The sequence below is a fragment of the Dellaglioa sp. CoH-57-MRSF-16 genome (assembly GCF_056782055.1).
Genome location: NZ_JBXAXZ010000096.1, coordinates 1 through 364, shown reverse-complemented (window position 1 = coordinate 364; position 364 = coordinate 1). Strand labels below are relative to the sequence as shown.

1 protein-coding gene is annotated in these 364 nt (G+C 57.1%); it reads right to left on the bottom strand.

What is annotated here, in order from left to right:
- Positions 1–278, bottom strand: a 278-nt coding sequence (locus AC1RPH_RS08025) for a hypothetical protein (protein ID WP_481762060.1), incomplete at its 3' end; no start/stop codon positions are given.
- Between the last annotated feature and the right edge of the window lie 86 nt (positions 279–364).

Sequence of the window (364 nt, the reverse complement as noted above, 5' to 3'; positions counted from 1 at the left end):
ATTGTTTGAGGAAGCTCCAGTGTGTAGCGCAGCTGATACTTCTGACCTTCGAGTGATGGGGGCACCGTCGCGGGCACCGTTACCACGGATTGGGCGATCACCATGTTAGTGAGGCCCGTGCTCTGCACTACGTACGAAAATGCGTTACCTGCTGCATATACTGTCCCGTCCGAGGCCAGCAGCTCCCAAACCACAAAGCCACCACTAGGGTCCATGTTGCCCGGGAACGTGAAGACGGTAGTGCCTATCGCAGCGTTACCGGCCTCAATGGTGTCCACCAGATCGGTATACGCCTCCGGGTTCTCTGTAACGTATGGGACAAACGACGGGTCTTGGGCCGTGATCGCGACGGACACGACTAGAA